This is a genomic window from Bifidobacterium kimbladii (genome assembly GCF_032193675.1).
GTDB classification, from domain to species: Bacteria; Actinomycetota; Actinomycetes; order Actinomycetales; family Bifidobacteriaceae; genus Bombiscardovia; species Bombiscardovia kimbladii.
This window is the reverse complement of record NZ_JASTZZ010000022.1, coordinates 1-429: the sequence shown is the minus strand read 5'-3', so window position 1 is coordinate 429 and position 429 is coordinate 1. Positions and strand designations below refer to the sequence as shown.

Annotated in this window: 1 protein-coding gene and 1 pseudogene; one reads left to right on the top strand and one right to left on the bottom strand. The window is 64.3% G+C overall.

What is annotated here, in order from left to right:
- Positions 1–211, bottom strand: a pseudogene (locus QRX41_RS08405) (isocitrate/isopropylmalate family dehydrogenase); the annotation flags it as partial.
- A 7-nt stretch (positions 212–218) separates the two neighbouring features.
- Here QRX41_RS08405 and QRX41_RS08400 point away from each other — a divergent pair.
- On the top strand, positions 219–429 hold a 211-nt coding region (locus QRX41_RS08400; RefSeq protein ID WP_396176814.1), incomplete at its 3' end, for an InlB B-repeat-containing protein.

Sequence of the window (429 nt, the reverse complement as noted above, 5' to 3'; positions counted from 1 at the left end):
GCAGGAGCATGGCGGCAGACAGGACCGTGGCCGAAGGGTTGGCTATGCCCTTGCCTGCAATGTCGGGGGCGGAGCCGTGGATGGGCTCGAACATGGAGGGATGTTCGTCGGTCACATTGATGTTGGCAGATGCCGAATAGCCGATTCCGCCCACAACTGCGCCGGCCTCGTCGGTGATGATGTCCCCGAAGAGGTTGTCGGTCACAATCACGTAGCCGCTGGCACGGGCTGCGGAGCCAGGATCCGCGTTCACGGTCCGCTTCGACACGGACGGCGGAAGCCCCATACCAGCGGACCAGACTGTCTCCTCCCCGTACGGGAGGGTGAAGCGCCCCTCTCCCGACCCTGTGCGGGAAGGCTACCTGTTCGACGGCTGGTTCACCGGTCAGGTCGCCTACGATTTCAGCAGGCCCGTCGACAAGGACCTGA